General features: G+C 70.7%; 11 protein-coding genes. 6 read left to right on the top strand and 5 right to left on the bottom strand.

The features are described 5' to 3' along the window. The first annotated feature begins 26 nt into the window (after nucleotides 1–26). The 6 genes from AB0B85_RS13220 (at nucleotide 27) to AB0B85_RS13245 (ending at nucleotide 5,582) form a co-directional block, all read left to right on the top strand. A complete protein-coding gene (locus tag AB0B85_RS13220) occupies nucleotides 27–1,025 on the top strand; it encodes a sugar ABC transporter permease (RefSeq protein WP_357406739.1) in 999 nt (332 codons plus the stop codon). After that, nucleotides 1,022–1,855, top strand: a complete 834-nt coding sequence (locus tag AB0B85_RS13225) for a carbohydrate ABC transporter permease (RefSeq protein ID WP_357406741.1) — start codon at nucleotides 1,022–1,024, stop codon at nucleotides 1,853–1,855. Before AB0B85_RS13220 ends, AB0B85_RS13225 begins: the two co-directional genes overlap by 4 nt. Further along, nucleotides 1,852–3,231 carry a GH1 family beta-glucosidase gene (locus AB0B85_RS13230; RefSeq protein ID WP_357406743.1) on the top strand — a complete coding sequence of 460 codons (1,380 nt, stop codon included), beginning with the start codon at nucleotides 1,852–1,854 and terminating at the stop codon, nucleotides 3,229–3,231. Before AB0B85_RS13225 ends, AB0B85_RS13230 begins: the two co-directional genes overlap by 4 nt. Nucleotides 3,232–3,252: 21 nt before the next feature. Beyond that, nucleotides 3,253–4,260 carry a LacI family DNA-binding transcriptional regulator gene (locus AB0B85_RS13235; protein WP_357406745.1) on the top strand — a complete coding sequence of 336 codons (1,008 nt, stop codon included), beginning with the start codon at nucleotides 3,253–3,255 and terminating at the stop codon, nucleotides 4,258–4,260. A gap of 172 nt (nucleotides 4,261–4,432) precedes the next feature. Continuing rightward, nucleotides 4,433–4,684 (top strand): hypothetical protein, encoded by a 252-nt coding sequence (locus AB0B85_RS13240; protein WP_357406747.1) that lies wholly within the window; start codon nucleotides 4,433–4,435, stop codon nucleotides 4,682–4,684. 1 nt (nucleotide 4,685) lies between these two features. After that, nucleotides 4,686–5,582 (top strand): GNAT family N-acetyltransferase, encoded by an 897-nt coding sequence (locus AB0B85_RS13245; RefSeq protein WP_357406749.1) that lies wholly within the window; start codon nucleotides 4,686–4,688, stop codon nucleotides 5,580–5,582. Nucleotides 5,583–5,597: 15 nt separating this feature from the next. Here the strand turns inward: AB0B85_RS13245 and AB0B85_RS13250 are convergent, their stop codons facing one another. The 5 genes from AB0B85_RS13250 to AB0B85_RS13270 all read right to left on the bottom strand — a co-directional run bounded on the left by AB0B85_RS13250 (nucleotide 5,598) and on the right by AB0B85_RS13270 (nucleotide 9,602). Continuing rightward, entirely contained in the window at nucleotides 5,598–6,182 is a 585-nt protein-coding gene (locus AB0B85_RS13250; RefSeq protein WP_357406751.1) for a TetR/AcrR family transcriptional regulator, read from the bottom strand. Nucleotides 6,183–6,250: 68 nt separating this feature from the next. Then, the gene (locus AB0B85_RS13255; protein WP_357406753.1) at nucleotides 6,251–6,982 is read right to left on the bottom strand and encodes an ABC transporter ATP-binding protein; all 732 of its coding nucleotides are present in this window, start codon (nucleotides 6,980–6,982) and stop codon (nucleotides 6,251–6,253) included. Next, nucleotides 6,979–8,109, bottom strand: a complete 1,131-nt coding sequence (locus AB0B85_RS13260; RefSeq protein ID WP_357406755.1) for an ABC transporter permease — start codon at nucleotides 8,107–8,109, stop codon at nucleotides 6,979–6,981. The genes AB0B85_RS13255 and AB0B85_RS13260 overlap by 4 nt, the downstream gene beginning before the upstream one ends. A 144-nt stretch (nucleotides 8,110–8,253) precedes the next feature. After that, nucleotides 8,254–8,769 (bottom strand): O-acetyl-ADP-ribose deacetylase, encoded by a 516-nt coding sequence (locus tag AB0B85_RS13265; RefSeq protein WP_357406757.1) that lies wholly within the window; start codon nucleotides 8,767–8,769, stop codon nucleotides 8,254–8,256. A 2-nt stretch (nucleotides 8,770–8,771) separates the two neighbouring features. Further along, on the bottom strand, nucleotides 8,772–9,602 hold the full coding sequence (locus AB0B85_RS13270; RefSeq protein ID WP_357406759.1) for an EI24 domain-containing protein: 831 nt from the start codon (nucleotides 9,600–9,602) through the stop codon (nucleotides 8,772–8,774). Between the last annotated feature and the right edge of the window lie 140 nt (nucleotides 9,603–9,742).

The raw sequence follows: 9,742 nt of genomic DNA on the forward strand, positions 1-9,742 counted from the left end.
CGCACGACGGAAAGGAGTTCTCGGGCATGACCGTCCAACTCGACGCCCGTCCACCGGTCCCGCCGGCAACCCGCAACAAACGCCAGCCCTCGGGTCGGCTCAGCCGGTTCGACACCCGCTTCTCGCCGTACCTCTACATCGCCCCGTTCTTCCTGATCTTCGGCGTCTTCGGGGCGTACCCGCTGGCGTACACCTTCTGGGTGTCGCTGCACGACTGGGACCTGCTCGGCACCGACCACCCGTTCGTCGGGGCGGAGAACTACACCCGACTGCTCGCCGACGCCGACTTCTGGCACGCGCTGGCCAACACGCTGGGCATCTTCGTGATCTCCACGGTGCCGCAACTGCTCGCCGCGCTCTGGCTGGCCAACCTCCTGAACCGGGGGCTGCGCGCCCGCACCGGCTGGCGGATGGCGGTGCTCGTCCCGAACGTCACCTCCACGGCCGCCGTGGCGATCGTCTTCGGGGTGCTCTTCGGCCGCGAGTTCGGGATGATCAACTGGTTGCTCGACCTGGTCGGGATGGACGCGATCGAGTGGAAGTCCAACCGGGTCGCCTCCTGGGTGGCGATCTCCGCCATGGTCGACTGGCGGTGGACCGGCTACAACGCGCTGATCCTGCTGGCCGCGATGCAGGCCATCCCCCGCGACCTGTACGAGGCGGCGGCAATCGACGGCGCCAGCCGGGCCCGGCAGTTCTGGAAGGTCACCGTGCCACTGCTCAAACCGACGATCATCTTCTGCGCCATCATCGCCACCATCGGTGGCCTGCAACTCTTCACCGAACCCCGAATGTTCAACTCCGGCACCAACCCGATCCGCGGCGGGCCGCTGCGCGAGTCGCAGACCCTGACCATGTACATGTTCGAGAACGCCTTCGCCCCGCACTACAACTTCGGGTACGGCTCGGCGGTTGCCTGGCTTCTCTTCGCGCTCATCGCGATCGTCGCAGCGGTGAACGTGCTGATCCTGCGCCGACTCGGCGGCGGAGAGCGCCGCAGCACCCGGAAGGAATCCACCCGATGAGCCGGCTCTGGCGGGCCACCCCGCTCACCTACCTGGCCCTGGTGTTCGCCGCCGCCCTGTCGATCTTCCCGATCTGGTGGATGTTCGTCGTCGCCAGTCGCAGCAACGACGCGATGGGCCAACTGCCACCTCCGGTCACCCCGGGCGGCAACCTGGGCGCGAACATCGCCCGACTGTTCGACAACACCGACGCGTACTTCCTGACCGGCCTGATCAACTCGGCGATCGTCGCGACGACGGTGACGGTCTCCGTGGTGTTCTTCTCCAGCCTGGCCGGGTTCGCCTTCGCCAAGCTGAGGTTCCGGGGCCGCAACGCCCTGCTGCTGCTGATCATCGCGACCATGATGGTGCCGACCCAGCTCGGCGTGATCCCGCTCTACCTGCTGATGAGCAGGCTGCACTGGAACGACAGGCTGCCCGCCGTGATCGTCCCGGTGCTGGTCACCGGGTTCGGGGTGTTCATGATGCGGCAGTACGCCGGCCAGGCCATCAGCGACGAACTGATCGAGGCCGCCCGGATGGACGGCTGTGGCACCGCCCGGATCTGGTGGCACGTCGTGCTGCCCGCCCTGCGTCCGGCCGCCGCAGTCCTCGGACTGCTCACCTTCATGACCACCTGGAACGACTTCCTCTGGCCGTACGCTGTGTTGAACGATCCGGCGAATCCGACGGTGCAGTTGTCCCTACGCGCACTGTCGGACGGGTATTACCAGGACATGTCGCAGGTGTTCACCGGGACGGCAATCGCGACACTGCCCCTGCTACTGGTCTTCGTGTTGTTCGGCCGGCAGATCATCGGCGGGATCATGGAAGGTGCGGTCAAGGCGTGAACGAGATCCGGTTTCCCGAGCACTTCCTCTGGGGGGCGGCCACCGCCGCGTACCAGATCGAGGGTGCGGCCCGCGACGACGGTCGCGGTCCGTCCATCTGGGACACCTTCAGCCGTACGCCAGGCAAGGTGTACCAGGGCCACACCGGCGACGTCGCCTGCGACCACTATCACAGGTACGCCGACGACGTGGCGCTGATGGCCGAGCTGGGCCTGCGGACGTACCGGTTCTCGGTCGCCTGGCCGCGGATCCAGCCCGACGGCACCGGCCCGGCCAATCCCCGTGGGCTGGACTTCTACGACCGGCTCACGGACACGCTGCTGGCTCGGGGCATCGACCCGATCGTCACCCTCTACCACTGGGACCTGCCGCAGTCCCTCGGTGACCGGGGCGGCTGGACCAACAGGGACACCGCCGAGCACTTCGCCACCTACGCCACAGCGGTGTACGCCCGCCTCGGCGACCGGATCGACGTGTGGACCACGCTCAACGAGCCGTGGTGCTCGGCCTACCTCGGTTACGGCAACGGGGTGCACGCGCCGGGTGAGCAGGATCCGGCGGCGGCCTTCACCGCCGTACACCATCTGCTGTTGGGGCACGGCCTGGCGGCGCGGGCGTTGCGGGCGGCCGGCGCGCGCAGCGTGGGCGTCACTGTCAACCCGGCCGACGTGCGCCCGGCCGACCCGCAGAGCGCTGCCGACGCCGCGGCGGTCCGCCTGGTCGACGGCCTGCACAACCGGATCTTCCTCGACCCGCTGCTGGCCGGCGGCTACCCGGACGACGTCCGCGAGCACGTGGCCCGGATCGTCGAGCCGACGTTCATCCGCGACGGCGACGAGAAGCTGATCGCCGCGCCGATCGACCTGCTCGGCATCAACTACTACGCCCCTACCTACGTGGCCGGTCGACCCGACGGCGCCGGCAACGGCGCCTATCCGGGCACCGAGGGCGCTGTGCACTTCCTGCCACCGGCCGGGCCGCTTACCGACATGGGTTGGATGATCGAGCCGGCCGGGCTCACCCGGTTGCTGGAGCGGATCGCGGCCGACTACCCCGGCGTGCCGCTGCTGATCACCGAGAACGGTGCGGCGTTCCCCGACAAACCCGGCGCCGACTCGCCCGACGGTCCGGCGCAGGTGATCGACAGCGATCGCATCGCCTACCTCGACGGGCACCTCCGCGCGGCGCACGAAGCGATCTCCCGGGGCGTCGACCTGCGCGGTTATCTCGTATGGTCATTACTTGACAACTTCGAGTGGGCGGAGGGCTACCGCAAGCGGTTCGGGATCGTGCACGTCGACTACCTGACCCAGCGGCGCACACCGAAGGCCAGCGCCCGGTGGTACCAGGAGGTGATCTCCCGGAACGGGCTGTGACGAGCGGGGGGGGAAGGCGCGATGACGACGGCGCAGCGGCCGACGCTCGAGGCGGTGGCAGCGCGGGCCGGGGTGTCCCGCGCCACAGTGTCCCGGGTGGTCAACGGCTCCACCACCGTCGCCGAACCGATCCGCGAGGCGGTCACCCGGGCGGTCGCCGAGTTGGGGTACGTCCCCAACCTGGCCGCCCGCAGTCTGGTCACCCAACGCACCGACTCGATCGCCCTGGTCATGCCGGAGGCGGCCACCCGGGTCTTCTCCGACGACCAGGTCTTCCCCGGCATCATCCGGGGCGTCAGCCAGGAGTTGGAGGCGGCCGACAAGCAACTGGTGCTGATGCTCGCCGGCTCACCGGCCGGGCACCATCGGGTCGAGCGGTACACCACCGGCAGGCACGTCGACGGCGTGCTCTTCGCGTCACTGCACGGTGCCGACCCGCTGCCCGGCACGCTCGCCCGACTCGGCATCCCGGTGGTGGTCAGCGGCCGGCCACTCGGCGACGTGCCCGTCCCGTACGTCGACGTCGACCACGTGGCCGGTGTGACAGCAGCCGTCCGATACATGATCGACAGCGGTCGTCGGCGGATCGCGACGATCGCCGGGCCGCAGGACATGGTCGCCGGGATCGAGCGGCTCAGCGGTTACCGCAGCACGGTCGCCGACGCGGGGCTGCCCGAGCTGATCGCCATCGGTGACTTCACCCGGGAATCCGGGTCGGCGGCGATGCGCCGCCTGCTCACCGAACATCCCGACCTCGACGGTGTCTTCGCCGCCTCCGACCTGATGGCGCACGCCGCCCTGCGGACCCTGCGCGAGGCCGGTCGACGGGTGCCGGACGACGTGGCGGTGGTCGGCTTCGACGACATCGAGACCGCCGCGTACACCGAGCCGCCGCTGACCACCGTCCGGCAGCCGATCGTGGAACTCGGCCGCCGGATGACCCGCCAACTGCTCCGGCTGGCCGCCGGGGAGACCATCGAGCAGGCGGTCATGCTCCCCACCGAGCTGATCCGTCGCGCCTCCGCCTGACGCGCGTCGCCGCCCGGTACCGGCGGGCACGGCAGGATCCGCGCCACTTCAGGGAAATAGGCCCCTCAGGACGCCCCGAGGCGACTGTTTCCTTGAAGCTGTCGCCTCCGGCCGAGGTGGGTCGCGACGTTATTGCGTCGCCCGGGTCTGCGAACGTGGTTAGCCTCGCGGCATGCCGGAACCTGTCGCGCTGCTGCACGTCGCCGCCCTCTCCGACGTCGCCGAGTACGCCTACGCGGCCACCGTCGAGCCGCCCGCGCGGCTGGTCTTCACCGCCGGCGCGTGCCCGCTGGACGACGAGGGGCCTACTGTCGTGCCAGGCGACCACGATCCGCCCAGCACCCTGCTCGGGGTGGCAGTGCTCGGCTACACCGACCAGCTCGTCGAGGTCGAGGCCGTCGCCGCCGTACGGACGGGGGCCTGACATGCGGATCCGTACGGCGCGGCCGGACGACGCCCCGGGAGTGGTGGCGCTGCGGACGCTGGTCTACCCGTACCTGGTGCGCGGTGTCGAGTCGACCCGCAAGATGATCGCCGAACCGCCACCCGAGGAGGGCTGGACCGCCTTCGTCGCCGAAGTAGACGCCCAGGTGGTCGGGTGGGTGTCGGCGCAGCGTGCCGGCTGGACCTCCACACCGGACTTCGGTGAACTGAACCTGCTGCACGTGCACCCGGAGCACCGGCGACGCGGCGTCGGCACCGCCCTGCTGACCGCCGCCACCGACCACCTCCGCCCACTGGGGATCCGCCGGGTTCGCGGCACGGCACTGCCGGACGGGCTGCCGTTCGCGCGCCGGCACGGCTACGAGCCAAGCCGCGAGCTGCGATATTCGGCGCTCGACCTGGACCGGGTGCCCGCGCTACCCGAGCCACCGCCGGGCGTACGGCTGCTCCCGATCGCCGACCTGGACCCACACCTGCTGTACACGGCGGACATCGCTTCGGCGGCCGACGAGCCCGGCGACGTGCCGGTCGACGCGATCAGCTACGAGAGCTGGCGGTACGACGTCTGGGACAACGTCGGGTTGGACAAGACGGCCAGCACCGTCGTCGAGATCGACGGCGGGATCGTCGCGTTCAGTCTGGTGAAGCGGGACGGGGGCCGGATGTGGTCGGATTTCACCGGCACCATTGCGGCGTACCGGGGACGCGGGCTGGCCCGACTGGCCAAGACGGCGGCGCTGCACCGGGCCGCCGCCAACGGTGTGCGCGTCGCGTACACCTCGAACGACGAGGCGAACGCACCGATGCTGGCGATCAACGCCCGGCTCGGCTACCGCCCGGTGGCATCCCAGTGGACCTGCCTGGCGGAGCTGGCCTGACAGGGGGCCGCAGCCTCAGCCGCTGTCGCGATCGAGGTACGGGCCGAGCAGTTCGCGACCGAGGCTGGTCGCCTCGTCCAGCGCGAGCCCTCCCTCGATCATTCGACTGAGGGCGTAGACGATCGACTGCACCAGCTCGGCCACCCGGACCGGGTCCGAGGAGCCGTGGTCGGTGAGCGCGGCGCGCAGCGGGGCTTCCAGCCGGTCGTGCATGAGTCGGCTGGAGCTGGCGAGCGTCTCGCTGCTGCCGGCTGACGCGAGCGCGCGGGCCAGGGCGTGGTCGCCTCGGGCAACCAGTTGTAGGTTGGAGTCCACGTACGCCTGGATCTTCTGTCCGGGCGTGCCGGCCGCGTCCATGCGCTTCTCGACGTAGGCCGACCAGCGGGGAAACGTCTCGGTGACGAGGGCGTCGAACATGTCGGCGCGGGACTTGAAGTACGAGTAGACGCTGGACCGGGCGAGACCTGCGTGCTGGGCGACCTCGGCCAGACCAGGGATCTGCTCGGGGTGTTCCGACAGCAGTGCGCGGGCCGCGTCGAGCAGCGCGGCACGTTGGGCTGCCCGGTGCTCGGCGACGGTCGCGGCCTGGATCTTCGGCACGCCGCCCCCCTCGTTCCGGACGGGCGTGGCCGGCCCGGCCCTGCGGCCGGGCCCGCCCCGTCGTCGCGTCAGCTGCTGGCCGCGAGCTTGCCGTCGACCATCTCGTAGACGGTGTCACAGTATTGCAGGACGTCGTGGTCGTGAGTGACCATAACCACCGCTACCGACCGCTGCCGGGCCTCGTGGGCCAGCAGCTGCACGATCTCGTGGCTGCGTGCCCGGTCCAGCGCCGCCGTCGGTTCGTCGACAAGCAGCACGCTGGGCTCGGTGACCAGCGCGCGGGCGATCCCGACGCGCTGACGTTCGCCGCCGGACAGCTGGTGGGGGCGGCGGTCGGCCTTGTCCGCCATGCCGACGTCCGCGAGCAGTTCCAGCGGGTCCCGGCCGGACCGCTGCGAGCGAGGCCCCAGCCGCAGGGGCAGCCGCAACTGGTCGACGGCGGTCAACGCCGGCAGCAGGTTGCCCGACTGGAACACGAACCCCACGTGCTGGCGGCGCAACTCGGTGCGCGTCCGGCGACTCGGGACCGTCATGTCCTGACCGGCCACGGTGACGGTGCCGTGGTCGGGCCGGGCCAGCCCGCCGGCGACGGCGAGCAGGCTGGACTTGCCCGCACCGGACGGGCCCACGACCGCGGCGAGTTCACCGGGTCGTACCGTCAGATCGACGTCGTCGAGCGCCTGCACGGTCTCGGCGGCGTTGCCGTGCCGCAGGGACACCGCACGCATCACCAGGCCGAGCCGCTCGGACGCGTCGTCGGCGGGTGTGGTCGAAGCGGTCGGAGCGGGACGGCTGCTCATCGGTTTCCTCCCAGAGCGGTGGCCGGGTCGACAGAGGTGATGCGGATGACCGCCGCGCCGGCGCCGACCAGACCGAGGACGACGAGGCCCACCCCGGCCGCGGAGATGCTCGGCATGCTCAGGGCGAACGGGATACCGCTGCCGGTGATGAGGGCACCGAGTGCGAGCCCGATCCCCACCCCGATGGCGACGGCAGCCGCCAACAGCACGAGTGCCTGGGTCAGCGCGTCCCGCAGCACCCAGCCGGTCGAGGCACCCAGCGCCCGCAGGACGGCCACCTCGGGCTTGCGCTGGATCGCCCACACCGCGAAGAACGCGCCGGCGACCAGCGCCGAGATCGCGTACAGGAATCCCTGGATCAGCCGCAGGGTCGTCGTCTCGGCGGTGTATCCCGGCGAGGCCCCGTAGGACTCCTTCAGGGTCAGGCTCTCGGTGCCGGCCGCGGTGTCCCCGGCGGCCAGGTCGACGGACTTCCCGTCGTCCGCGCGGATCGCCACCGCCGTGATCTCCGTTGCGGCGCGCTGCGGCAGCGCCGTGCCGGGGGCGGTGCCGGACTTGATGGCCTGCCACGCCGCCAGCGGCACGTACGCCACGTCCACGTGACCGAAGGTGTCCTGCTGCTCGGTGACGCCGACCACCCGCAGCCGCGTGCCCAGCCTGTCGATGGTGACCGTGTCGCCCAACTGCAGGCCCGCGTCCAGCGCCGTGGGGCTGACCACGATCCCGTCCTCGGTGCCCAGTCGCTCACCCTTACTGACCGCCGGCGACAGGAAGGAGTCGGACGGCACTCCGAACAGTGCCAGGTCGATCTCGGTTCCCCGGTCGGTACGCGTGTTCACGAGCGTGTTGCCGAACGGTGCCGCGTCGGCCACGCCGGGCTGGGCGGCCCACTCGTCCACCGCCGACAGGTCCACGACGCTGCGGGAGAACGCGGAGTCACGCTGGACGTCGTGCGCGAAGGCGAACGAGGTGACGGGCAGGTTCTGCAGCCCGGACACCCCGTCGCGGACCAGCCCGACCGACAGCCCCGACAGCATCACCATCAGCACGGCGATCAGCGCGATCACCGCGCCCATCAGCGCGAACCGCAGGCGGGCAAAGCTCAGCTCACGAATGGCGAGGAACATCAGCGCCCACCCACGTGGGTTATCGACATCATGTCGACATGTTATCAACATGGTGTTGGTAAAAGCCGGCGTGCTCCGCTGTCGACTCCGCCACAGCGCACGCTGCGCAAACAGCCCCTGGGCGAGCTCATCGCCCGGTAGTGATCAGGCGTCGCCGAAGACGCGGCGGGCGGTCGCGTAGGTGTCCGCCCCGAACAGCACCAGGCGGGCCTCGGTGACGGCGGTCGGGGTGGCCGAGCGCAGCACGGTGAGGGCCTGGCGGACCGCGTCGTCGGCCGGCCAGCCGTAGATGCCGGCGGAGATCAGCGGGAAGGCCACTGTGGTCGCGCCCAGTTCGTCGGCCACCCGCAGGCTGTTGGCGTAGCAGTCGCGCAACAGCGCCGAGCGGTCCTCGGTGCCGGACCAGACCGGCCCGACGGTGTGGATCACCCAGCGGGCCGGCAGCTCGCCGGCAGTCGTCGCCACCGCCTGCCCCGTCGGCAGGCCTCTGCCGTAGCGGGACGCCCGCAGCGCGCGGCACTCCGCCAGGATGGCGGGGCCGCCGCGCCGGTGGATGGCCCCGTCGACACCACCGCCGCCGAGCAGGGACGAGTTCGCCGCGTTCACTATGGCGTCCACGCGCTGGGCGGTGATGTCCCCCTCGACCACTGTGATCTCCACGGTCAGCTCCTCTCGACGGGCCGGCCGGCGGGCGGCGCGGACAGTGGACCGTCGATCGGCTGGCCGAGCGAGCGGCGGGCCAGCAGGGTGGCACCGGCGACCGCCGCCGGCATGATCAGCACTGCGCCGAGCGGAATCAGGAAGCAGAGGAAGACTGCCACCCCGAAGCCGAGCGCGGTGGGCCGGTCGGCCTTCAGGATCGTCCGACGCTGCGGCAGGCGCATCCCACGCCGGTAGAACGGCGCACCGACCAGCTCCACAGCCAGGAACCACCCACCCACGGCCGCCCCGATCACCGGGACGACGGTCTGGCCGACCACCGGGATGAAACCGGCAAGGAAGAGCGGGATGCCGACAAGCGCGGTGAGCGCCACCAGGCGTACGGAGTCGGCGAGGCTGCGGCGCAGCGACGACCAGAACGGCACGTCCACAGCGCCGGGGGTGCCGCCGTAGCGCAGCTCCACCTGCTCGGAGATCTTCTCGTAGAACGGGTCGCCGATGACCAGGGTCACCGCGGTGAAGGTGAGCACCCCGAGCAGCCCGCCGAGCCCCAGGAAGGCCAGCCCGGCGACCACCCGGACCAGGCTGCGGCCGGTCTTCGACCAGTCGTCGGCGAACGGGGTGACAAGCGCGGCGAGGTCGTCCACGAAGTACACGAGGGTGGCGAGCGCGGCCAGGAAGAGCGCGCCGGAGATCAGCGCCGGCACGATGCCGAGCAGCATCAACCCCGGGCTGCGGACGTAGAGACCCAGCCCGCGCAGGAGCAGCCCCGCCCCGGCGAGAAAACGGCCGACGACTCCGGTGACCGGGCTGGCGACTCTGCTGACATCCACGATCGAGCAGCCTATCGACAGGTCGACCGGTCCGCCGGGCGGAGCCCTAGGCCGTGTCTTCAAAGGATCTTGATGTCGGATGATGTAGCGCGTGGGTCGTCGCTACGAGTTGTCTGATGTCGAGTGGGATGCGCTGTCGA

The organism is Micromonospora sp. NPDC049044, from assembly GCF_040649215.1.
In the GTDB taxonomy this organism is placed as follows: domain Bacteria; phylum Actinomycetota; class Actinomycetes; order Mycobacteriales; family Micromonosporaceae; genus Micromonospora.